This is a genomic window from Streptomyces odontomachi, assembly GCF_024435355.1.
Taxonomy (GTDB): Bacteria; Actinomycetota; Actinomycetes; order Streptomycetales; family Streptomycetaceae; genus Streptomyces; species Streptomyces odontomachi.
Window position 1 is genome coordinate 115,673 of record NZ_JAMJWG010000014.1, and the last position, 21,847, is coordinate 137,519.

Consider the following 21,847-nt stretch of genomic DNA (forward strand, 5'->3'; position numbering starts at 1 on the left):
GACGGTGCGGTGCGTCCGACCGTGCCGCGGGCCGCTTCACCCCTCCCAGCAACGGCGGACGCAGAAAAGGACGCATGATGAAACTCGCCACCATCCGCACCTCAGCCGGCACCCGCGCCGTGCGCGTCGAGGACGACCACGCCGTCGACCTCGGGCTGCCCGATCTCGGCGCGCTGCTCGCCCAGCCGGACTGGCGCTCACGTGCCGCCGCTGACGGTGCCCGGCTTCCCGACCCCGGCCGCGATGTCGCTCCGGTGGTGCCACGGCCGGAGAAGATCGTGTGCGTGGGGATCAACTACCGCGCCCACATCGCGGAGATGGGCCGCGAGGTGCCGGAGTTCCCGACCCTGTTCGCGAAGTTCCCGCCCGCGCTCGTCGGCGCCTACGACGACATCGTGCTGCCGGCCGAATCCGAGGCGATGGACTGGGAAGCGGAGCTCGCGATCGTCGTGGGCAGCCCGGTGCACCGAGCCGACCTCGACACGGCCGCACGCGCCATCGCCGGTTACACCGTGCTCAATGACGTGACGGCGCGTGACTGGCAGTACCGCACCCTCCAGTGGCTTCAGGGCAAGACCTTCGCGACCACCACCCCGGTCGGCCCCCACCTGGTGGTGTCCGACGCGCAGGACGCGGCAGCCGCGGCCCTGGATGCACGGATGACCTGCCACGTCGACGGCGCGGAGATGCAGTCCGCCTCCACCGCCGACCTGGTGTTCGGCCCTGCGGAACTGGTCGGCTACCTGTCGCGGATCATGCCCCTGAGCCCGGGCGACCTGATCGCCACCGGCACGCCCGGTGGCGTGGGCCACGCCCGTACCCCCAAGCGCTACCTGACGGACGGCTCCGTCGTGACCACCCGGATCGAGGGGATCGGCGAGTGCCGCAACACCTGCCGGGCCGAGAAGTGATGGTCCGACCCGGCCGGCACCGCCCCACCGAACCCACCACGGCCACCCCCGTCACCCGCGTCACCGTGCCGAACGGAGTCTCATGAGCACCCAGCCCCACGTGGCCGTCATCGGAGGCGGCATCGCCGGCCTCACCCTGGCACTCGAACTGCACGCCGCCGACATTCCCTGCCGGGTGTACGAGGCGGTTCCCGAGGTGTCAGCGGTGGGCGTGGGCATCAACATCCTTCCGCACGCCACCCGCCACCTGACCCGGCTCGGACTCCAGGACGCCCTCGCCGCGGTGGCGGTGACGACCGAGAAGTCCCTGTACTTCAACCGGTTCGGCCAGCACATCCACACCGAGGCCGTCGGGCGCGCCGCTGGGTACGAGTGGCCCCAGTTCTCCATCCACCGCGGCGACCTCCAGAAGGTGCTGGCCGACGCGGTACGCGACCGGCTCGGCCCGGACGCCCTGCTGACCGGGCACCGGTGCACCCAGGTCGAGGACGACGGCACCGGTGTCACCCTCTCCTTCACCCACCCCGACGGCAGCACCTCGACCGCCCGCGCCGACGCGGTCGTGGCCTGCGACGGCATCCACTCCGCCGTCCGCAAGCAGCTCCACCCGGACGAGGGCCGACCGGTCTACTCGGGGTACAACATGTGGCGCGGTGTGGCGCCCTGGCCGGCGGTGCTCGGCGGTGCCTCGATGCTGCGGGCCGGCTGGCTCGACACCGGCAAGCTGGTCCTCTACCCGATCCGTGACCGTGTCGACGACCAGGGGCGTCAGCTCGTCAACTGGGTCGTCGAGATCGCCACGCCGCACCACGCCGAGCGTGACTGGAACCGGACCGGCCGGATCGAGGACTTCATCGACCACTTCGCCGACTGGCACTTCGACTGGCTGGACGTGCCCGCACTGCTGCGGGCCACCGACGACATCCTCGAGTACCCCATGGTGGACCAGGAGCCGCTGCCCTGGTGGGGCCGCGGCAGGGTCACCCTGCTCGGGGACGCCGCCCACCCGATGGTCCCGCGCGGGTCCAACGGCGCAGGACAGGCCATCCTCGACGCGGCGTGCCTCGCCGGCACCCTGGTGCAGCACCCTGACGTGACCGACGCGTTCGCCGCCTACGAGGCGGAACGTCGCCCCGCCACCGCGGCCGTCGTCCGCGCCAACCGCACCAACCCGCCCGACGCGGTGCTCCGCGAGGTGTACGAGCGCACCGGCGACCAGCCCTTCGAGCGCATCGAAGACGTCATATCCGCCACGGAGCTGGAAGGGATCATCGGCGCCTACAAGCGCGTCGCGGGCTACTCGCCCGGCGAGCTCCAACAGCACTGAGAACCCTCGATCGTTCGACCTGCCGTGCCGGCCGCACCGCCTGCGCGGCAGGTCGAACGCGCTTGTGGCATGGCGCCGGCATGGCGTTCGGGCCGTCCGCCAGGTTGACCGCGGTGTTCCGGTAGCCCAGCACGTGGATGAGGCCGTGCTCGGGGTGGTGCTGCCGTCCGCAGTGCACGATCGTGCCGGAGAACGCGGCCTCACCCGCCGAGATGCACCTGGCCGCACGGTACCGGCTCGCGCGACGACGCTCACGGGCCGGCCGTCGTCGCACCGGCCGCCCCTCCCGAAGCCCCGGAGGGCGAGCGGCTGGATTGCATCGCTCTTCTGCCGGTCCGATCCGATCGACGACGGCCAGGTGCGTCACACAGGTTTTACCAAAGCACCACCGGCCGTGTCCTGCCCCCGCGGCCGGCTGACGCGACGTCAGCAGGATGCGAGTCACTGAGAGACAGACCAGGTCAGCGGGGGTCTACGCGCCCTGAATCGCCGTGCGACGGCACCGTCCCCGCAACGCTCCACAGCGGGCGGTTACTTCGTTCCCTGAGCCCGGTAGGGCCGTCCCGCGAGGTCTGATTTTCGCCAGACTCGTTGACCTCGGCGCTGCGTTTCATTACCGTCCCGGCAACGTCAATGGAATCCAACTCTCAGTGAGTGGAAGTTGAGGTGAGTGCTGTGGACGTGGACGACCCGTCGGACCTCGACGCGCGGCTGACCGGCGTGAGCAAGATCTATCCGGACGGCGAGACCGCGGTCACGGGACTGGACCTCGGCATCAGGCGGGGGGAGTTCTTCTCGCTGCTGGGACCGTCCGGCTGCGGCAAGTCCACGACGCTGCGCATCCTCGCCGGCCTGGAGCAGCCGACCACCGGCACCGTGAGCATCGCCGGCAAGGACATGACGGGCGTGCCGCCGAACCGGCGGCCGACCAACCTGATCTTCCAGAAGCTGGCGCTCTTCCCGCATCTGACGGTCGCCGAGAACATCGCCTTCGGCCCCAAGATCCGGCGCATGTCGCGGACGGAGGTCCGCGGCACCGTCACCGAGATGCTCGAGCTGGTGGAGCTGACCGGTTACGCCGACCGCAAGCCGGCGCAGCTCTCCGGCGGGCAGCAGCAGCGGGTGGCCATCGCCCGTGCGCTGGCCAACCGGCCGTCCGTGCTCCTGCTCGATGAGCCTCTCGGCGCGCTCGACCTGCGGCTACGGGTGCAGATGCAGCGCGCCCTGAAGAAGATCCAGCAGGAGTCCGGCACCACCTTCGTCTTCGTCACGCACGACCAGACCGAGGCGTTCACCGTCTCCGACCGGATCGCCCTGCTGAACCAGGGGCGCCTGGAGCAGGTCGGCCGGCCCGACGAGCTCTACAACCGCCCCGCCACCGAGTTCGCCGCGACCTTCCTCGGCGACACCAACATCGTGCGCGGCACCGTCGAGGACCGGGTCCTGAGCGTCGACGGCGGGTTCACCTGCCGCACCCCGGGACCCGGCACGGCGCTGTCCCTGCGGCCGGAGGTCATCGCGATGCGCCACCGGCTCACCACCACCGGCTTCGACAACCACTTCCCCGCGCGCGTCGCCGACCTCACCTTCCAGGGCGCGAGCGTCCGCTTCCAGGTGGCCGTGGCCCGCACGGGTCCGGAGCTCGTCGTGCAACTCCCCGCCCACGAGGCGGCGGGGATCGCCCCGGGCGACGAGGTCGAGATCGGCTGGCGGGCCGACGCGGCCGTCATGCTCGGCGCGGACAGCTAGCGACAGCCAGGAGAGACCATGAACGGCAACACGAGCACCACCCCCAACGAGGGCCGCCGGGCCGGCACCGCTTCGGGCACCCGCGGCGCGTTCGGGGCCACGCCGGTGTCCCGGCGCTCCCTGCTGGCCGGTGGCGGTGCGGTCGCTGCGGGACTCCTCGTCGACGGGTGCGCACCGGCCAGCCAGCCGGGTGCGTCGGCGGGCGGGGGTGCCGGCAAGAAGCTCGTCATCACGATGACCCCGTTCGCCGGCGCCGATCTCGGCCTGATGCCGCGCGAGTTCGCGAAGGACTACCAGGACCGGCACCGCAACGTCCAGATAAAGATCGACGACACCCTCATCCTGACGAAGCAGACCGCGGCCTTCCAGGCCAATCCCCACCAGCCGCTGAACCACCTGGTGTTCTGCAACGGCGGCGCCACCGCCACCGGCAAGGCCACCGGCATGTACCTGAAGCTGGACTACTCCAAGATCCCGAACACCAGGCACCTGCACTCCCAGTTCGTCGAGCGCGACCACTGCGGAGTGGTCTTCGGCGCCGACCAGATGGGGCTGGTCTACAACACGAAGACCTACCCCGAGGGCTTCCACTCGTGGGCCGACCTGTGGTCGCCCGCCCAGCAGGGGAAGCTCTGCTTCTTCACCGTCCCGTGGTGGGTCATCGGCATGGCCGCGAAGGTCGGGGGCGGCAGCTGGGACCACATGGACCCGGGCTTCGAGCTGTGGGAGAAGCACGCCAAGAACATCCGCACCATCGTGACCGCCAACCCCCAGTTCCTCAACATGCTGTCCACCAGCGAGGCGCCCCTGACCTCGCACTACCTCGGCACGTCCACGGTGTGGCGCAGCCAGGGCGCGCCCCTGGGCTACAGCCGCCCCACGGAGGGCGCGTTCTTCGACCCGGTCGGGGTCAACATCAACTCCGGCGCCACCGACGACCAGGTCGAGGTCTGCTACGACATCGTCAACGAGATGCTCAAACCCCGCTGGAACCAGCGCTGGGTCGACACCTCCATCGAGATCCCCGCCGTCAGCACCTCGAAGCTGACCGCCAAGCTCAAGGGCATCCCCGCCATCGCCGCCGGCCCCGACCAGAAGTTCGTGCCCGTCGACTGGGACACGGTCGGCAAGAACATGGCCGCCTGGACCGATCGCTGGAACCAGGACGTCGTCTCCAAGATCTGACGCCCGCCACCACCACCGGAAGGAGACGCGAGATGACGGACGGCCGACCGGAGCGCACCCCCGCAGCGGCGGGTGCCGTGACCGCCACGGCGGAGCGCCCCACCACCGGGCACGGGCCGGCGGAACAGCCCGCCACGGCACCAGCCGGCGGCCCGGAGCAGCCGCCGCGGCCCACCCGCGGCCGAAACCGCCGCACCGCACTGCTCCTGCTCGGCCCCAGTCTGGTGCTGCTGCTCGCGGTGTTCGCGTTCGCCGTGGAATCGCTGGCCGAGTACTCGTTCCAGCAGTACCGGCCCGGCGCCCTGAACGTCCGGGGCACGCTGGCGTCCTGGGCGAAGGTGCTGGGGGACTCCTACTACTGGTCGGTCATCTGGCAGACGGTCCTGGTGGGGCTGCTGGTCACCGCGATCACCGCGGTCGTCGGCTATCTGACCGCGCTGGCGCTGCACCACACCAAGCGCGCCGGCTGGCGCAACACGGGCTACGCCGTGGTCTTCTCGTCCCTGGTCTTCTCCGGCATCGCCAGCGTGTACGCGTGGCAGCTGCTGCTGGGGCAGGCGGGGTTCCTCAACTCGGCGCTCGGCCTGGTCGGGGTGGGCCCGGTCCACCTGCTGTACGAGAAGAGTTCCGTCGTGCTCGCCCTGGTGCACACGCTGCTGCCGCTGATGGTCCTGCCGATCAGCAGCAGCCTGCGGCAGATCGACGGCACCCTCGCCGAGGTGGCCGACGACTTCGGCGCGTCACGCTGGCGCGCCTTCCGCACCGTCACGCTCCCGCTGAGCGCCCCCGGGCTGATAGCAGGGTGCCAGCTCACCTTCGCGCTGAGCATCTCCAGCTTCACCGCCCCCAGCCTGCTGGGCGGCGGACGGGTGGCGACGCTCTCCACCACCGTCTACTCGCTGGTGGGCACCACCGACTTCCCCGCCGCCTCGGTGTGCGCCCTGGTGCTCCTCGTCCTCGCCCTGGTCTCCACCGGGGCCTTCGTCCTCATCCAGCGGCGCTTCGCCGAGGCCGACCAGGGCGGCATCACCGTCAGCCCCTCGCTGCCCCGCGGCATCCGGGGACTCGGTGCGTGGCTGGCCGTCGTCTACGCCTTCCAACTGGTGCCGGCCGCCATCGTGGTGATCAGCTCGCTGTCGTCGGTGTCCTATGGCGAGTGGCCCCCGCCGGGCTTCTCCACCCGGTGGTACGGCAACCTGCTCCAGCAGGACGGGGTCATGCACGCCTTCCTCGGCAGCCTGTGGATCGGCGCACTGGTGGCCCTGCTCGCGGTGCTGCTCGGGTCGGCGGGCGCGGTGGCCCTGGTGCGGTACCGCTTCCGCGGCAGCGGGGCGGTGCAGTCCGCACTGTTCTCGCCCGTGGTGGTGCCCAAGATCGCTTTCGGGTTCGCGGTGTTCATGCTGCTGGCCAGGCTGGGTCTGGCGCCCGGCCGGTGGGCGGTGGTGCTGGCGCACACCGTGGCCACCGTCCCGTTCGTCATCGTGCTGCTGTCCGCCGCGCTCACCCGCGCCGACCGCACCCTCGACTACGCCGCCATCGACCTCGGCGCCCGCCCGCTCACGGCCTTCCTGCGCGCCACCCTTCCGCAGATCGCGCCGGCCATGCTGATCAGCGGCGTCTTCGCGTTCCTGGTCAGCTTCAACGAGATCGACCTGTCGATCTTCCTGCTCAACAGCGACCAGCAGACCCTGCCGGTCTGGATGTTCACCTACCTCAACAACTACCAGGACCCGACCCCGGCCGCCCTGTCCACCCTGATGACGGGTCTTTCGCTGGTCGTGGTCGGACTCGGTGCGCTGGTGCTGCGGCTCACACCGCGCGAGCGCCGCTTCACCATCTGACCGTTCCGCACCGGCCCACGCCCGAGCGCCCGCACCACTTCCGAGGGAGACACTCCATGGCCGAGCTGTTCCCGCGCCTGCGCCACGTCTGCGACCTGGACGCCGCCTACCTGCGCGAGTACTCAGGACTGCACGACGCGTACGACGGCACGATCGCCGACCTGTCACCGGCCGGCGTGGCCTCCTCGCTGGCCGCCCTGGGGGGCCCGACCCTGCCGGACGCCCACGACGAGGCCCAGCTGGCGGCCACCGAGAACGCCATGCGCACCCGCTTCGGCCGCCTGAGCCAGCACCGCTGGGACCCCTGGGTGCACGTCGAGGGGCTCGACCTGTCGCCGTACGACCGCCCCTACGCCGACGCCGCCCACCGCGCGCAGGCCCGGGCCCGCCACCTGAGCCGGTGGCCGGACGCCGTCGACAACGCGGTGGAGGCCCTGGACGAACTGTCGGCGCCCGTGGCCGCCATGTTCCTGCCCGCCGTACGCGGCCTGTCCAGCGCGGTACGGGACGAGGACGGTGCCGACGGCCGGCGCGGCCTGGCCGCCCTCGACCGGCTGGCCGACCATCTCACGCGCGCCACCAACGAAGGCGACCCCGCACCCGGCCTGGGCCGGGAGGACCTCGCCGCACTGCTCGGATGCGAGGACCGCGTCCCGGTGGACCTCGATGAGCTGGCCGCCCTGGCCGAGTCCGAATACGACCGGATGCGCGAGATCCGCCACGACGCCGCCGCCCGCCTGGACCACACCGCCACCGACCCCGCCGAGCGCACCGACCGGGTCAACGCCCGGATACGGGCCGACCACGGCACCTTCCCGGAGATCATCGCCGACACCCAGGCCGAGGTCGCCAAGGCGGCCCGCTTCGTGCGGGAACGCCGGCTGTTGCCGCTGGTGGACGAGGGGTGCGTCGTGGAACCCTCACCGCCGGCCCGCACCTGGGCCTCGGGACGGGTCAGCTGGATCGCCCCCTGGGAGACCCAGGGCCACTCCCTGTTCCACGTCACCGGGCCGTCGGTGGCGTGGTCACCCGACGACCACCAGGCCTGGCTCGACCGCTTCAACCGGCCGGCGATGGCCGTCATGGCCGTCCACGAGATCGGCCCGGGCCACTGCTCGCACGCCCTGATGATGGGCCAGGTGGACAACCCCGTCCGCAGGACCCTCTGGTCGGAGCTGTTCTTCGAAGGCTGGGCGCACTACGCCGAGGAGATGATGTGGGAGGCGGGGTACCAGGACGACACCCCGCGCTACCAGTTCGGCATGGCGCAGGAAGCGATGATCCGGACCGTCCGCGTCCAGGCGGTGCTCGGCATCCACACCGGTGCCCTCACCCTCGGCGACGCCGTCGAACTCTTCGAACGCAGGGCCTTCCTGGCCGGCCCCGCCGCACGCGCCGAAGCGCTCCGCGCGGTCTGGGAGCCCACCTGCATCCGCTACACCTGGGGCAAGGTCCTCATGCGGCGGCTGCGCGCGCAGGCCGAGTCCGCCTGGGGAGCCGACTTCTCCCTGGAGCGGTTCCACCGCGAGCTGATGGCCTTCGGCTCCCCGCCGGTCGGCATCGTCGCGGCGGCCATGGGCATCGACCACGCCACGGCGCCCTTCGGCTCCTGTGGCGCACGGTCATGACGGCCCGTTCCACCGGTCGCGGAACGGCCCGATCCGTAGCCGGCCGCGCGCCCGGCACCCGGCCGCGGTCGACGGCGCAGGGGCGCGCCGAAGATACTGCGCCCCGCGGCGCCCGGGACCGGCGTCCGGAAGGCGAACGGTCCGCGTGCACGGGCGACAGGGCGCCGGCAGCAGCCGACGGGACAACAGGAGACACACAGCCATGGCAGAGGCGACCGGGGGACGCGGCGTGACCCCCACCGACACCACCAAGTCACCCAGTTACATGGGCCGCATACTGAGCCTGCTGGAGCTGTCGGTCATCGCCGACCGCGCGCCGCTGACGCTGAGCGAGCTGGCGGCGGCGGCCGACGCCCCGCTGTCCACCGCGTCCAGGCTGACCGCCCAGCTCGTCACCTGGGGATTCCTCGACGAGACGCCCACCCACCGGTTCGTGCCGGGGCGGCGTCTTGTCGCGATGGCCACCGCCGTGGGCGAGCACCTGTACAGCAACGACCGCCTCCAGCAGGCCACCCGGCTGCTCACCGGCATCACCGGGGAGTCCACCACGGCGGGCCGCATCGTCGGCAACAGCATGTACATCATCGCGCGCACCGAGTCGGACCAGCCGCTGCGCGCGGTGAACCGGATCGGCGAGCCGATCCCCCCGGAGCGCTCCGCCCTCGGCAAGGCGATCATGTCCCACCTGCCACGCTCCCAGCAGCTCGCCCTGCTGGGCGGGGCGGGCTCCGGCGCACCCGAGGCGGTGCTGGCGGAGATGCAGCCCGAGTTGGCCGAGGCGCGTCGCCGCGGCTACGCGGTGGACGAGGAGACCTACGCCGTCGGCCTGCGCTGCCGGGCGGTCGCCGTGCTCGGCCCGGACGGCGTGGCGGTGGCGGGCCTGTCCATCAGCGGCCCCGCCGCCCGCTTCACCCACGACCTGGCCGAGGAGGCCGTCCCGGCGCTGCGCCGGGAGGCGGCCGCCATCGGCGACCTGCGGTGATCCGGGCCCGGCCAGCCGGGCTCCGATCCACCGCGCGCACCACTACCGCACCGAAGGGGACAACCCACCATGAGCGACACCACAGCCGGCACCGCCGAGCCGGGCCACACCATCGAGACCGTGCCCGTCACGCGCCTGGGCAACGGGCACACCCTCGAACTGACCGTCCACCGCGTGGTCGGTGCCCGGCCCGGACCGACCTTGGTCGCCTTCGGCGGCATCCACGGCGACGAGGCGATGGGTCCTGAGGAGGTGCGCCGGCTGGTGTCCTCCGTCGACCCGGCCGAGCTGTCCGGCACCCTCGTCGCCGTTCCGGTGGCCAATCCGTACGCCTACGACGCCATGTCCCGCTTCACGCCCCAGGACGGGCTCAACCTCAACCGCATCTTCCCCGGTGACCCGGGCGGGTCGGTCACCGAGCAACTGGCCGCCGCGCTCGCCGAGATCATGCTCCAGGGCGACCACTTCATCGACTTCCACTCCAGCGGCCTGTACTCGACCGTCGAGTACTCCTACCTCATGGACGACGGCCGGGAGATGGCCACCAGCTTCGGCGCCCCGCTGCTCTACCACCACGCGCCGTACGAAGGCACCTCGAACGCCTGGGCCATCAAGAACGGCATCTCCTCGACCGTGTGCGAGCTCGGTGGCGGCGGCCAGCTGACCGACGCGTTCCTGGCCAAGGCCGTGCGGCAGGGCCGCAACATGCTCAAGGCGCTCGGCATGCTGGACGGCGAGCCGGAAACCCTCGTCGAGCGCCAGACGGTGATGACCGAGCTGGTCACCCTGCGGCCGACCAAGGGCGGCGCGATGCTCTCCCACTTCACGCCGGACCGCCTCGGCGAGGTGATCAAGGGCGGCACGGTGCTGGGCCAGGTCGTCGACCCCTACACCTTCGACGTCGTCGAGGAACTCGTCGCCCCCTTCGACTCGAACATCCTCGTGCTCACCCGCGAGGGCTACACCCGCACCACGCCGGGCGACTACGGATTCATGGTCGGCAACGCCGGCACCACCACGACGGTGGCGGAACTCTTCGGACGCTGACGCAGGTCCCACCGCGGGCGCGGACCCGCTCGCCCCGGGCCCGCGCCCGCCTGCCCCCACCAGCCCCGTGCCGCACGGCGAAAGGACAGCACCCACCGATGGACATCAGGCACGTCAGCGTCGTGGACCCGGAGACCGAACGGGTCCACACCGACCAGCGGATCGTCCTGGACGGCGACCGGATCGTCGCCGTCACCGCCGACAGCACCGAGCCGCCGGCACCGGACGACCTGGACGGCACCGGCCTGTACGCGCTGCCTGGGTTCATCGACTGCCACGTCCACGTCACGTCGGTCACCGCCGACGAATGGGCCGACACCGGCATGGCACCCAGCTACGTCACCGCGCACGCCCTGCGCGAACTGGGCGCCATGCTGCGGCGGGGCTTCACCACGGTGCGGGACGCCGGCGGGGCCGACGCGGGGCTCGCGGACGCACTCGACGAGGGCGTGGCACCCGGTCCCCGTCTCCACGTCTGCGGCCGGGCACTGTCCCAGACCGGCGGCCACGGCGACCTGCGGCCACGAGGCCGCCACCACGCCGACGACCACCCGGCCGTCCCCGGCATCGGCCGGATCGTCGACGGCCCCGACGCCCTGCGGGCCGCGATACGCGAACTCGTCCGCAGCGGCGCCTCGTTCATCAAACTGATGCTCTCCGGAGGCATCGCCAGCACCACCGACCGGATCGACGGGCAGCAGTACTCCGACGACGAGATACGCGCCGCAGTGGACGAGGCGTCCCGGGCGGGGGTGTACTGCGCCGGGCACGCCTACACGCCGGCGGCCGTGGCCCGCGCGCTGCGGCTGGGAGTGCGCACCATCGAGCACGGCAACCTCATCGGGCCCGGGGAGGCGAAGCTGCTGGTCGAGCACGACGCCTACCTGGTGCCGACGCTGGTCACCTACACCGTGCTGGCCGAGGAGGGGCCCCGCTTCGGCCTCCCGCCCCAGAGCGTCGCCAAGGTCGCGGCGGTACGCGACGGCGGTCTTGACGCGCTCGGGCACGCGCACCGGGCCGGCGCCGCCATCGCCTTCGGCACGGACCTGCTCGGGCAGCTGCACGGCCGGCAGTCCGAGGAGTTCGCGCTGCGCGCCCGGGTGCAGCCCGGCTGGGCCGTGCTGCGGAGCGCCACCACCACCGGGGCCCGGCTGCTCGGCGCGGCCGGCGACCTCGGGGTGATCGCCGCGGGCGCCCGCGCCGACCTCGTGCTCAGCCGGCACAACCCCGGTACCCACATCGAACTGCTCGCGGACCCGGACGCCGAGATCGCCGCGGTGATCTCACGGGGGAGGACGGCCGTCAGACGGTAGCCGCGGTCGGCGGCACACGCCCGCATCGCCGTCCACCGTCCGCAGCCGGCCGGCTCGGGAAACCAGCCGCGCCGCACGGCGCTGAGCGCTGCCCGCAGCCGGAACCGCCCGCTGCTCTCCGCCCGCCCTCCGTTCCGACTGCGCCTCCCGGGCGACGGCCCGTCCCACCCACCCCACAGCCCGCCCGCACCCTACAAGACAGGCAAGGCATGCGACACACTCACCAACCCGTAGGCTCCCCCCGTTCGTGCGGGCCCTCGAAGGTCTTCCCGATCGGCCTGGGAGGCATGCTGCTCTCCATCGAAGGCCGGCCGGACCGGGCCCAGGCCATCGCGACCATCCACGCCGCGCTGGACGCCGGGGTGGCACTGATCGACTCCGCTTCGGCCTATCACGTCGGAGCCGACGAGGTGGGCCACAACGAGACCCTGATCGCCGAGGCCCTCGCCGGCTGGCACGGTGACACCGACCAGATCACGGTCGTCACCAAGGCCGGCAGGGTCCGGCCGGGCGACGGCCGGTGGCTCACCGACAGCAGCCCCGACCACGTGATCCGCACGGCGGAGGCGTCCAGGAAGCGTTTGGGCCGTGCTCGGATCGACCTGTTCTTCCTGCACGCGCCCGACCCCACCGTGCCGCTGGTGCGCTCCCTGGAAGCGCTGCGGTTCCTGGTGCGCGAAGGCGTGGCCGCCACGGTGGGGGTCTCGAACGTCACGGTGGCCGAACTCGACCTGGCCCGGGACACCCTGGGCGATGCCCTGGTCGCCGTCCAGAACGAGTTCTCGCCGAGCGCGACGCAACACGCCGCCGTGCTGCGCCGGGCGGAGGAACTGGGCCTGGCGTTCCTCGCCTGGCGCCCCCTGGGCACCATCGGGAAGCACGCCGACGACCTCACCGCCGCCTTCACCGGGGTGGGCCGTGCACACGGCGTGAGCCCCCAGCAGGTGGCGCTGGCCTGGCTCATGGCCACCAGCCCCGCCGTGATCCCCATACCGGGCGCCCGGCGGGCGGCCACCATCCGGGACTCCGCTGCCGCCGCCGCACTCGAGCTGGCCCCGGAGACGCTGCGCGACCTGGACCGGCTGACTGGTTGGGCCGCCTGAGGAATTCGGGCGACCCCTTGGGCCCGCGGTGTGCTGCGGACCGGTACGACGCCGGTCCGCAGCACCCTGGCTAATCCGGCTACCGCCCGGTGCCGAGGAAGCCGCCTCCGGGGCCACCCCCGGGGCCACCGCCGGCCGGGCCTGGCCCGCGGTGAGTGCCCCTGCGCCGCTGACCGTCAGATCGCCGGCGCTGAAGAGGGCGGCGTTGACCGGGGCGCCCGCCGATCTCCAGCACCTGGGCGTCCCCGGGAAGGGTGGCCGGGGACGCCGGTACGTCGCCGGTAGGCAGGACGTACTTGCTGTCCTGGGGGGTCATCAGTTCGGCGCGTGCGATCAGTTCGTCCGCTCCGATCGGGGCCAGCTCGCCGGTCAGGGCGGCGAGAGAGGAACCTGTGAGAAAACTGGCCGTCCCTGGTGTTTACAGACGGGCCCCGGGTGGGGGCAACCGTGACCGGCGATGTTCGAAAGGGCGAACGGGCGGTCCGCCCCGTGATGGCCGGATCGCGAGGGCTGCGCCGGTCGATCGAACATGATCACCGTTGGGCGCTCATGCGGGGGGCTCGCGTTCCAGCCGGTTACCGGCCGGTCACGCCCGCGGTCACGGCGGTGGGACCCATCCCGGCGAAATAAAGAAACCCCCTGCTCAGAGGGGGTTTTCCAGAGTGTCCGAGGGGGGACTTGAACCCCCACGCCCGATAAAGGGCACTAGCACCTCAAGCTAGCGCGTCTGCCATTCCGCCACCCGGACCAGGTGATGTCGTGCGGTTCACCGCGGCGACGTGGGAAACCATAGCAAAGAATCCGGCCCGTCCGACGCACTGCGATCACCACCCCGGACCGCTGCCGTGAACAGGGCATGACGGCCGGGTCCCGGCCTTGGGCAGCGGGGTCCGCCGAGGGAGGATGTCAGGGCAGTACCGGCAGCGATAGTGGGAGGTAGCAGCGTGAGCGAGCCGACAGCGGGCAGGGCCGGCGCACGGGCGAGCGGTGAGGACGAAGTCGTCGACCTCTGTCGCGATCTCATCAGGATCGACACCAGCAATTACGGCGACAACTCGGGTCCTGGCGAGCGCGAGGCAGCCGAGTACGTGGCCGAGAAGCTCGCCGAGGTCGGCCTGGAGCCGAAGATCTTCGAGTCACAGCCCGGACGGGCCTCCACCGTCGCCCGGATCGAGGGCGAGGACCCCTCGCGGCCCGCGTTGCTGATCCACGGCCACACCGACGTCGTGCCGGCCCATGCCGCGGACTGGACGCGGCACCCCTTCAGCGGCGAGATCGCCGACGGGTGCGTGTGGGGCAGGGGCGCCGTCGACATGAAGGACATGGACGCCATGACCCTCGCCGTCGTGCGCGACCGGCTGCGCACCGGCCGCAAGCCGCCGCGCGACATCGTGCTGGCCTTCGTCGCCGACGAGGAGGCCGGCGGCATCTACGGCGCGCGGCACCTCGTCGACAACCACCCCGACCTGTTCGAGGGCGTCACGGAGGGGATCGGCGAGGTCGGCGGCTTCTCCTTCACCGTGAACGAGAAGCTGCGCCTGTACCTCGTCGAGACCGCCGAGAAGGGCATGCACTGGATGCGCCTGACCGTGCAGGGCACGGCAGGACACGGCTCGATGACCAACCCCGACAACGCGGTGATCGAGCTCTGCGAGGCCGTCGCCCGGCTGGGGCGGCACCAGTGGCCGGTCAGGGTCACCAAGACCGTGCGGGCGTTCCTCGACGAACTCTCCGACGCGCTGGGCATCCCGCTCGACCCGGAGGACATGGAGACCACCCTCGCCAAGCTCGGCGGCATCGCCCGGATGATCGGCACGACGCTGCGCAACTCCACCGCCCCGACCATGCTGGGCGCCGGCTACAAGGTCAACGTGATCCCCGGCGAGGCCACCGCCCACATCGACGGACGCTTCCTGCCCGGCCACGAGGAGGAGTTCCTGGCCGAGATCGACCGGATCCTGGGACCGGGGGTGCGGCGCGAGGACGTCCACCACGACAAGGCGCTGGAGACCACCTTCGACGGTTCCCTGGTGGACGCCATGCAGAGCGCGCTGAGTGCCGAGGACCCCATCGCACGCGCCGTCCCGTACATGCTCTCCGGCGGCACCGACGCCAAGTCCTTCTCCGACCTCGGCATCCGCTGCTTCGGCTTCGCGCCGCTCCAGCTGCCGCCCGAGCTGGACTTCGCGGGCATGTTCCACGGGGTCGACGAGCGGGTTCCGGTGGACGGGCTGAAGTTCGGCGTGCGCGTGCTGGACCGGTTCATCGACGCGTCCTGAGAGCAGCGGGGGTACCTGCGGAAGCGAAGGGAGACCTGAAGGGAGACCTGCGGAAGTGTCCGGGGCGCCCGCGCGGCGCCCCGAACGCCGCTCTGCGCCGTCCTGCGCCGTCCTGCGGTTGAGATGACCGTCGAGTAATCGTGTGTACGTACGCAGCCCGCCCGGGATGAGTGAATACAACGATCAGGTCGTAGCTTGATTACTCCCTCCTCGTTACAGCTGATGCGATCCGCACTTGGGGTCGCTTGCCATACAGGAGGAATAATGATCAAGAAGATCGTCGCCGCCGCCGCGGTCACCAGCGGACTCGTCCTGGCGGGCGCCGGTATCGCCACCGCCGACTCCGGCGCCGGCGGTGCCGCCGTGCACTCGCCGGGCGTGGTGTCGGGCAATGTCGTCCAGGCCCCGGTGCACGTGCCGGTGAACGCCTGCGGCAACACCGTCTCGGTCGTCGGGCTGCTCAACCCCACGTTCGGCAACACCTGCGTCAACGACTGACGCCCTCTCCCGCCCCCTCACGGGCCTGAGCTCCGGTCCCGGAGCGGTGTGCCGCGGTACGCCGGCGCTCCGGGACCGCCGGGCATGGGGCGCATGTGCCAAGGATCCGTGCGCCCCTTCAGCAGGCATCTCCCAACGCTCTAAGGCAGGAACAGCTATGCGACAGGTCATGCGCAAAGGCCTGATCACCGTGGCGGCCGCGACCGGCGTGCTCGCCGTGACCGGCGGCTACGCCCACGCCGACGCCGGCGCCCACGGCGCGGCCGTCGGCTCACCCGGCGTGCTGTCGGGCAACCTCGTGCAGGCGCCGGTGGATGTGCCGGTGAATGTGTGCGGTAACTCCGTGAATGTTCTCGGTGCTGGTAATGCGGCGGCCGGTAATGGTTGCGCCGGTGGTTCTGGGCAGGGTGGTGGGTCGTCGGCGGGTGGCCGCACCGGTGGTTCTCCGGGTGTCGGTTCCGGCAACGAGGTGCAGGTGCCGGTGGATGTGCCGGTGAATGTGTGCGGTAACTCCGTGAATGTTCTCGGTGCTGGTAATGCGGCGGCCGGTAATGGTTGCGCCGGTGGTTCTGGGCAGGGTGGTGGGTCGTCGGCGGGTGGCCGCACCGGTGGTTCTCCGGGTGTCGGTTCCGGCAACGAGGTGCAGGTGCCGGTGGATGTGCCGGTGAATGTGTGCGGTAACAGCGTCAACGTGGCCTCCCTCGGCAACGTGGCGGTGGGCAACTCCTGCGTCCACACCGGCGGGCACGACAAGCCTCCCACCCACCCCACGCCGCCCCCTCCCGGACACCCCGGCACCCCCGGGGAGCCCGGAGAGCCGCAGCACCCCGACGAACCGGCCGACCACCACCCGCAGAGCCCGGTCGAGAGCGCCGAGCAACTCGCGGAGACGGGCAGCGGCCTGCCGCTGGGGACCGCCCTCACGGCGAGCGGGGGAGCCCTGCTCGCGGGCGCCGTGCTCTACCGGAGGGCGCGGGCCCTCCGCTAGGCGATCGCCACACGAGCACGGAGCGGGCCCCACAGCCATGGGGCCCGCTCCGGTTCGATTTGCTCCCGGGGGATGACACATCCCCGCCATATTGTTTTCGGTCAGCTTGCGAGGCCGCCGCTGCGATACCCAGCGGCGGCCCGTTCACCGTCGGTGTCCCAGCCGCAGGTCGTCGACCCGGTCAGGGCCCGCGCCGGGGGCGGTCACCAGGTGGCGCGGATCTGGCGGATGATCCGGCGGCGCAGCCGCACCCTGCGGCTTCCATCGGGGTCGAGCCTCAGTCGGTGCAGCTCCCAGTGCCCGTACTCGGCGTGGTCGGTCAGCAGGCGCGTGGTCTCCTTGCGGGACACCCCACGCGGCACATACACATCGACAAATTCGTATTCCGGCATCGAATCTATTGTGCGGCCACCGGCCCGATACGGATAGCGTCTGCACTATGTCTGATGCTGCGCAGCCGACCGCTGCCGAGGTACGGGCCGCCGCCGAGGCGGTCAAGGCCGCGCTGGACCGCCACCTGGCGGCGGTAGAGCGGAGGTCGGGTGAGGACGACCCGGCCGTGTACGAGGCGTTCAACGAGCTGGCCGCGGCGGCCGAGGAGTACGACGAGCTCCTCTACGACCGCTATGACGAAGTCACCCCCTTCGAGATCCCCGCCGCGGAGGACGCCCATCCGCCGTACACGGGCCCCGACGAGCCGACCGCGTTGAGCGTGCTGATCCGTCGTGACTACGCGGTGGTGGAGCCGCAGCGGTTGCAGGCCCAGGCCGAGCGGGTGGAGGCCGCGGACGAGGACCTGGCGGACGGCGTCGGAGCCCCGGAACCGGTCAGCGGCACCGTGCACGGCGCCCTCGGCATCCTCTTCGGCGAGTACGAGCCGGACGAGATCGCCGCCCGCCACACGGAGTTCGGGCTGGAAGAGGGCGACTCCACCCTCTGGGTGCTGGGTGCCGACGAGCTCCCGGACCCCGGCGACTGGCTTGACGCCCCCTTCGACCAGGTCGATCCGGAGTATGCGGTGTGCCGCTTCGACGTCAGCGCCGTCTTCGACGACGAGTCGGACGACGAGGACGCCGAGGACACCGAGGACCTGCTGGAGGACGCCGACCTGACGGACGACGACGATCTCGACGGCGCCCGCCGCGGCGGCACCGCCCGCGCCGCCCGGGACACGGACCTCTTCGACGACGAGCCGGACGACGTGGACGAGGACGACCTGGAGAGACTGGAGGCGGACCGCTGACGGACCGGCCGGGGCGCACGCGCCCCGGCCGGCGATCAGCGTGCGGAACGACCAACGCGTCACGAGCCGGACGGCCGCGTAACCCGCCCCGCGGACCGGCCCCGGCGATTCAGGGTGCGGGACGATCCCCAGCGTTTCCGGCGCTTGTGAGCTGCGGTCTGAGCAGGGTCACCAGGCGGGTCGTACGAGGCTTGGCCGGCACCTCCGCGACCGCGCGCGGCAGCGCCTGGTCGGCGCCCTGGACCACGGACAGATGCCGCTCGCCGCGGCCGAAGGCGGTGTACACCCAGGGCCGGGTCAGCGTTTTCGTGGCGTCGCCGGGCAGCACCACGACCGCGGCCGGCCGGCGTAGGCCCACCGCCTGATGCGCGGTGAGCGCCCAGCCGTGCCGCACCGAGTCCTCCACCCGCTCCTTCGGCACGACGACGGGGGAGCCGTCGCAGTCCAGGTGCAGCCCCTCGGCGTCGCCCTTCACGACGCGGCCGGGCAGCATGCGGCCGGGCGCGGGGACGTAGGCGACCCGGTCGCCGGCGTCGAACCCGCCGAAGCGGCCGGGGCCCGGATTGAGCCGTTCCTTGAGCGCCGCGTTCAGTACCCGGGTGCCGGCGGCGCCGCCATGACCCGGCGTGATCACCTGTGTCTCCTCGGCGGCCACCCCGAAGGCACGCGGTACCGAGTCCGCGACCAGCTGGACCGTGCGGTGCACCGCTTCCCCCGCGTCACGCACGGGGACGACCACGACCTCCTTGCCGGGCGCTTCGACCTGCTGGAGCTCGCCGATGCCGATCCCGGAGACCAGCTCACCGATCGGGCCCGGGTCGGGGATGCGGGAGACGACGCGCGGGCAGCCGCCGGCCGCGAGGAGGTCCGCGAACACCCGGCCGGGGCCGGCGGACCACAGCACCGCCGGATCGCCGCTCAGCACCAGCCGTGCGCCGTCCGACAGGGACTCGACGAGCATCGCGGCCGTCTCCACGTCCAGCTGCGGTGCGTCGAGGACCACCAGCAGGTCCACGGCCAGCGCGCCCTCGGACTCCCGGCCGGGCCCCTCAGTGGACGCCAGCAGTCCGGCGACGGTGGCGAACGCGGTGTCGGGGAGGGGAGCGAGCCCGGCTGCGGAAGCCTCATCGGCGGTTCCCGAGCCGGCGGCCGCGGCACTCGCCCCGGCGACCAGGGCGGCGAAGCGCTGGCGGCCGTCCACCGTGTGCGTGGCGGCACAGACCCGTAGCCCGAGGGTGTGCGCGGCGCGGAGCAGGGTCGCGGGCTCGGCCCGTGCCGCCTCGCCGCCGGTGTGCAGCACCAGGCTGTGCCCGGCGACCGCGCGCAGCAGCTCGGCCGCCGAACCGCGTGCCGTGGGCACCGCCGCTGCCCATGCCGAGGGGTCGGGGGCGGCGGCCGGCGCGGCGTTCACCACCCGGGCGAGGCCGTCGGCAAGGCTTTCCTCGGCGAGCGCGTAGCGTTCCAGGCCGACGAGGACGCGGACCGGGCCGGCGTCCGAGTCGGCCTCGCCGTCCTGGTCGTCCTCGGAGGGTGCTGCGTCGGCGTCGGTGCTGGGACCGGCGGGCTCGGGGCGAGCGGGCGCGGGCGCTGCCGTGCCGGCCGGGGCCCCGGGTGCGGCGTCCAGCGCGTCCTGGAACACCAGCACATCGCCCTCGGTGATGGCGCTCTGCACCGCGGCGTCGGGATCGGTCACGGTGTACCGGCCCAGGGTGTCGCTGAGCACCGGCAGGTCGAGCGCCGTGTGTCCGGCGACGGCCGCCTGGTCGAGCAGCCAGACCGTGAGGGCCCGGCCGCGCCGCTCGTCGTGCGGCCCGCACGCGGGGCCCAGCAGGGCCCTGGCGAACCCGTCGGCCTGGTCGGGGCGGACGCCGGTGACCCTGAGGAGCTGCCAGGGATCCTGCCGTAGCAGCTCGGCCGCCTCCTCGCCGAGCGCCTCGGCCGCCGGCCGGGCGAGGTCGGTCGGTGCGCCGCCCGCGGTCAGCACCTCCCGCACGGCGTCCAGGGCCGTGGCAGAGAACTCCGGACCGGGGGCCGGTGCCACGGGCGCCGAGCGCTCCACCGGGGCGGCCCTGCGCGGGGCGGGCTCCGATGCGTCGAAGACCTGTACCGGTCGCTCGCCACTCTCCACCGCGCGTACGGCCGCCAGGAGATCGGCAGCCGTTCCGTTGAGCTTGCCGCCGCTTCGGATGGGTTGCTGCCGGTCGGCCTTGCGCTGCGCGATCCGCTGTCGCAGCTCCCGCTGGGCGGTCAGCTCGGCCTGGGCCTCGGACATCTCCTCGGCGTCTGCGGCACCGGCCCCCTGCTCGGCTCGACTGCCTTCGGATCCGGCATCGTCGGCATCAGCGGATTCCCCGGACGCGGCAGCCTCGGACCGCCCGGCGTCGGATGCGGCAGCCCCTTCGGCAGCCCCTGACTCCGCAGCGGCAGAGCCGGCGGCGTCGGACCGGGCGGTCTCCAGCCCTGCATCGTCGGGGACGTCACCCTGCGATTGCACGCTCCCGGGTGTCCCGGCATCCGGGCCCGCCGGGTCGTCCGTGCCCTGCGGGGGCGCGGTCTGGGCGGCCCGTGCCTTCGGCTCGGGTCCCTCCGGGGCGGCAGGCCCCTCGGCGGGCTCCGTACTCACAGCGTGCTCCAGTGGTGATCGGGATAGCGGTGCACGGGCGCCGACACGTCGTCCAGCGCCTGGCAGATCTTGTCAGGAAGAGTAAGCGCCTCCACTGACAGGGCCGCCGTGAGCTGCTGCGCGTTGCGTGCGCCGACGATCGGGGCGGCTACTCCGGGGCGGTCGCGCACCCAGGCGAGCGCGACCTGAAGCGGGGTCACGGCGAGGCCGTCCGCCGCGGTGGTCACGGCGTCGACGATGTGGCGGGCCGCGTCGTCGAGGTAGGGCTCGACGAAGAGGGCGAGGTGCTCGGACGCACCGCGCGAGTCGGGCGGTATGGCGTTGCGGTACTTGCCGGTGAGCACCCCGCGGCCGAGCGGGGAGGACGGCAGCAGTCCGATGCCGAGGTCGAGCGCCGCGGGCAGCACTTCGCGCTCGATGCCGCGCTGGAGCAGCGAGTATTCCATCTGGGTGCTGGCCAGCCGGGTCCGCGCGCCGCCGCCCGCGAGCTGCCAGGTGGCCGCCTTCGCCAGCTGCCAGCCGCAGAAGTTGGAGACGCCCGCGTAGCGGGCCCGGCCACTGGCCACGGCGATGTCCAGGGCTTGCAGGGTCTCGTCCAGCGGCGTGGTGGGGTCGAAGGCGTGCACCTGCCACAGGTCCACGTAGTCCGTGCCGAGCCGGGCCAGCGAGGCGTCGAGCGCGGCGAGCAGATGGCGCCGTGAGCCGTCGAAGCGCCGGTCGAGGTCGGGCACGCTGCCCGCCTTGGTGGCGATGACGAGATCGCTCCGGGGCACCAGGCCCTCGGTGAGCCGGCCCAGGAGGTACTCGGCTTCTCCGTCGCCGTACACGTCGGCGGTGTCGATGAGTGTGCCGCCCGCCTCCCAGAACGTCTTGAGGAGATCAGCGGCGTCGTGCTCGTCGGTGTCCCGGCCCCAGGTGAGGGTGCCGAGGCCGAGCCGTGACACGCGCAGGCCGGTGCGGCCGAGATGCCTTTGCTCCATGAGCGCTGAGATTACTGGTCGTCCGTCGCGAGCGGGGAAGCCTGTGGACAAGCCGTCAACCCGCCGACCGGGCGACACCCCGCCTTCATCCGGGTGTACTCGTCCCGGACGGGCCGGCGTGCCGGCTTCGGCGCAGCGCCCCGACCCGCC

At 72.3% G+C, this 21,847-nt stretch carries 17 protein-coding genes and 1 tRNA gene; 14 read left to right on the top strand and 4 right to left on the bottom strand.

Translation table 11 applies throughout. The features are described 5' to 3' along the window. The first annotated feature begins 77 nt into the window (after positions 1 to 77). The 10 genes from NQO67_RS26550 to NQO67_RS26595 all read left to right on the top strand — a co-directional run bounded on the left by NQO67_RS26550 (position 78) and on the right by NQO67_RS26595 (position 13,086). On the top strand, positions 78 to 911 hold the full coding sequence (locus NQO67_RS26550) for a fumarylacetoacetate hydrolase family protein (protein ID WP_255952797.1): 834 nt from the start codon (positions 78 to 80) through the stop codon (positions 909 to 911). 82 nt (positions 912 to 993) lie between these two features. Beyond that, the gene (locus NQO67_RS26555) at positions 994 to 2,238 is read left to right on the top strand and encodes a flavin-dependent oxidoreductase (RefSeq protein ID WP_255952798.1); all 1,245 of its coding nucleotides are present in this window, start codon (positions 994 to 996) and stop codon (positions 2,236 to 2,238) included. A gap of 666 nt (positions 2,239 to 2,904) precedes the next feature. Beyond that, positions 2,905 to 3,987, top strand: coding sequence for an ABC transporter ATP-binding protein (locus NQO67_RS26560; RefSeq protein ID WP_255952799.1), 1,083 nt, complete (start codon positions 2,905 to 2,907; stop codon positions 3,985 to 3,987). A gap of 18 nt (positions 3,988 to 4,005) precedes the next feature. Further along, positions 4,006 to 5,172 carry an ABC transporter substrate-binding protein gene (locus tag NQO67_RS26565; RefSeq protein ID WP_255952800.1) on the top strand — a complete coding sequence of 389 codons (1,167 nt, stop codon included), beginning with the start codon at positions 4,006 to 4,008 and terminating at the stop codon, positions 5,170 to 5,172. A 32-nt stretch (positions 5,173 to 5,204) separates the two neighbouring features. Then, positions 5,205 to 7,013 carry an ABC transporter permease gene (locus tag NQO67_RS26570; protein ID WP_255952801.1) on the top strand — a complete coding sequence of 603 codons (1,809 nt, stop codon included), beginning with the start codon at positions 5,205 to 5,207 and terminating at the stop codon, positions 7,011 to 7,013. A 56-nt stretch (positions 7,014 to 7,069) separates the two neighbouring features. After that, a complete protein-coding gene (locus tag NQO67_RS26575) occupies positions 7,070 to 8,641 on the top strand; it encodes a DUF885 family protein (protein WP_255952802.1) in 1,572 nt (523 codons plus the stop codon). Between the two features lie 202 nt (positions 8,642 to 8,843). After that, positions 8,844 to 9,623: an IclR family transcriptional regulator gene (locus NQO67_RS26580; protein WP_255952803.1), complete on the top strand. Its 780-nt coding sequence runs from the start codon at positions 8,844 to 8,846 to the stop codon at positions 9,621 to 9,623. 69 nt (positions 9,624 to 9,692) lie between these two features. Then, positions 9,693 to 10,670 carry a succinylglutamate desuccinylase/aspartoacylase family protein gene (locus NQO67_RS26585; RefSeq protein WP_255952804.1) on the top strand — a complete coding sequence of 326 codons (978 nt, stop codon included), beginning with the start codon at positions 9,693 to 9,695 and terminating at the stop codon, positions 10,668 to 10,670. Positions 10,671 to 10,768: 98 nt separating this feature from the next. Further along, on the top strand, positions 10,769 to 11,983 hold the full coding sequence (locus tag NQO67_RS26590) for a metal-dependent hydrolase family protein (RefSeq protein ID WP_255952805.1): 1,215 nt from the start codon (positions 10,769 to 10,771) through the stop codon (positions 11,981 to 11,983). Positions 11,984 to 12,192: 209 nt separating this feature from the next. Further along, complete coding sequence (locus tag NQO67_RS26595) at positions 12,193 to 13,086, top strand: aldo/keto reductase (protein ID WP_305126293.1); 894 nt, start codon at positions 12,193 to 12,195, stop codon at positions 13,084 to 13,086. A gap of 663 nt (positions 13,087 to 13,749) precedes the next feature. Here NQO67_RS26595 and NQO67_RS26600 read toward each other — a convergent pair. Then, positions 13,750 to 13,834: transfer RNA gene (locus NQO67_RS26600), tRNA-Leu, on the bottom strand. Positions 13,835 to 14,030: 196 nt separating this feature from the next. Between NQO67_RS26600 and NQO67_RS26605 the strand changes: the two genes are divergently transcribed. From NQO67_RS26605 to NQO67_RS43920, 3 genes are all read left to right on the top strand, one after another. Continuing rightward, positions 14,031 to 15,365, top strand: coding sequence for a M20/M25/M40 family metallo-hydrolase (locus NQO67_RS26605; RefSeq protein ID WP_255952808.1), 1,335 nt, complete (start codon positions 14,031 to 14,033; stop codon positions 15,363 to 15,365). A 264-nt stretch (positions 15,366 to 15,629) separates the two neighbouring features. Further along, positions 15,630 to 15,863, top strand: coding sequence for a chaplin (locus NQO67_RS26610; protein ID WP_255952809.1), 234 nt, complete (start codon positions 15,630 to 15,632; stop codon positions 15,861 to 15,863). 157 nt (positions 15,864 to 16,020) lie between these two features. Then, positions 16,021 to 16,851, top strand: coding sequence for a chaplin (locus NQO67_RS43920; RefSeq protein ID WP_305126294.1), 831 nt, complete (start codon positions 16,021 to 16,023; stop codon positions 16,849 to 16,851). A 203-nt stretch (positions 16,852 to 17,054) separates the two neighbouring features. Here NQO67_RS43920 and NQO67_RS26625 read toward each other — a convergent pair whose 3' ends face one another. Continuing rightward, positions 17,055 to 17,243, bottom strand: coding sequence for a DUF5703 family protein (locus tag NQO67_RS26625; RefSeq protein WP_255952810.1), 189 nt, complete (start codon positions 17,241 to 17,243; stop codon positions 17,055 to 17,057). Positions 17,244 to 17,290: 47 nt separating this feature from the next. Between NQO67_RS26625 and NQO67_RS26630 the strand changes: the two genes are divergently transcribed. After that, positions 17,291 to 18,094 carry a hypothetical protein gene (locus NQO67_RS26630; RefSeq protein WP_255952811.1) on the top strand — a complete coding sequence of 268 codons (804 nt, stop codon included), beginning with the start codon at positions 17,291 to 17,293 and terminating at the stop codon, positions 18,092 to 18,094. A 109-nt stretch (positions 18,095 to 18,203) separates the two neighbouring features. Here NQO67_RS26630 and NQO67_RS26635 read toward each other — a convergent pair whose 3' ends face one another. Then, positions 18,204 to 20,717, bottom strand: a complete 2,514-nt coding sequence (locus NQO67_RS26635; protein WP_374119127.1) for a helix-hairpin-helix domain-containing protein — start codon at positions 20,715 to 20,717, stop codon at positions 18,204 to 18,206. After that, on the bottom strand, positions 20,714 to 21,697 hold the full coding sequence (locus NQO67_RS26640) for an aldo/keto reductase (RefSeq protein WP_255952812.1): 984 nt from the start codon (positions 21,695 to 21,697) through the stop codon (positions 20,714 to 20,716). The genes NQO67_RS26635 and NQO67_RS26640 overlap by 4 nt, the downstream gene beginning before the upstream one ends. Positions 21,698 to 21,847 lie beyond the last annotated feature (150 nt).

What these genes read in the sequence shown, in the direction of transcription:
- NQO67_RS26585 (WP_255952804.1), top strand. Translation starts at nt 9,693, where the DNA reads ATGAGCGACACCACAGCCGGCACCGCCGAGCCGGGCCACACCATCGAG.
- NQO67_RS26575 (WP_255952802.1), top strand. Translation starts at nt 7,070, where the DNA reads ATGGCCGAGCTGTTCCCGCGCCTGCGCCACGTCTGCGACCTGGACGCC.
- NQO67_RS26565 (WP_255952800.1), top strand. Translation starts at nt 4,006, where the DNA reads ATGAACGGCAACACGAGCACCACCCCCAACGAGGGCCGCCGGGCCGGC.
- NQO67_RS26570 (WP_255952801.1), top strand. Translation starts at nt 5,205, where the DNA reads ATGACGGACGGCCGACCGGAGCGCACCCCCGCAGCGGCGGGTGCCGTG.
- NQO67_RS26550 (WP_255952797.1), top strand. Translation starts at nt 78, where the DNA reads ATGAAACTCGCCACCATCCGCACCTCAGCCGGCACCCGCGCCGTGCGC.
- NQO67_RS26625 (WP_255952810.1), bottom strand. Translation starts at nt 17,243, where the DNA reads ATGCCGGAATACGAATTTGTCGATGTGTATGTGCCGCGTGGGGTGTCC.
- NQO67_RS26595 (WP_305126293.1), top strand. Translation starts at nt 12,193, where the DNA reads ATGCGACACACTCACCAACCCGTAGGCTCCCCCCGTTCGTGCGGGCCC.
- NQO67_RS26580 (WP_255952803.1), top strand. Translation starts at nt 8,844, where the DNA reads ATGGCAGAGGCGACCGGGGGACGCGGCGTGACCCCCACCGACACCACC.
- NQO67_RS26610 (WP_255952809.1), top strand. Translation starts at nt 15,630, where the DNA reads ATGATCAAGAAGATCGTCGCCGCCGCCGCGGTCACCAGCGGACTCGTC.
- NQO67_RS26590 (WP_255952805.1), top strand. Translation starts at nt 10,769, where the DNA reads ATGGACATCAGGCACGTCAGCGTCGTGGACCCGGAGACCGAACGGGTC.
- NQO67_RS26640 (WP_255952812.1), bottom strand. Translation starts at nt 21,697, where the DNA reads ATGGAGCAAAGGCATCTCGGCCGCACCGGCCTGCGCGTGTCACGGCTC.
- NQO67_RS43920 (WP_305126294.1), top strand. Translation starts at nt 16,021, where the DNA reads ATGCGACAGGTCATGCGCAAAGGCCTGATCACCGTGGCGGCCGCGACC.
- NQO67_RS26555 (WP_255952798.1), top strand. Translation starts at nt 994, where the DNA reads ATGAGCACCCAGCCCCACGTGGCCGTCATCGGAGGCGGCATCGCCGGC.
- NQO67_RS26630 (WP_255952811.1), top strand. Translation starts at nt 17,291, where the DNA reads ATGTCTGATGCTGCGCAGCCGACCGCTGCCGAGGTACGGGCCGCCGCC.